1 protein-coding gene is annotated in these 322 nt (G+C 47.5%); it reads left to right on the top strand.

Annotation, left to right across the window (positions count from 1 at the left end):
* The coding region (locus tag H3H39_RS27700) for a hypothetical protein (RefSeq protein ID WP_220461696.1) at positions 1–322 on the top strand (322 nt) is incomplete at both ends.

Here is a 322-nt window from a genome sequence, read left to right on the forward strand (position 1 = left end):
AGGAGCCGGCGGGGCGGAGCGGTTTTTCACCAAAATCTTCAAGTATATTTGGGAAAACTCCTCCGAATACATGTTGGATCTTGAGGGAGCGTTAAGTGACGCAATACAAATCGAGATGCAGAAGCAGCACAAGAAAAAGATATCACAGACCCGCCTCAATCTTTTAAGAGAAGCTGTATTGTCCAGTGTGGCTACAGCTTGGACGGTGCATGTGCTTAGCCCTGGGCACACCGTAGATTCCGCACGAAACAGTCTTTGTTTAGCAAACCAAATTTATGGAATGCTCATCGGAATGCAGTTTTCGCGTTTTGCGGCGATGCCA

The sequence above is a fragment of the Rugamonas apoptosis genome (assembly GCF_014042355.1).
GTDB classification, from domain to species: domain Bacteria; phylum Pseudomonadota; class Gammaproteobacteria; order Burkholderiales; family Burkholderiaceae_D; genus Rugamonas; species Rugamonas apoptosis.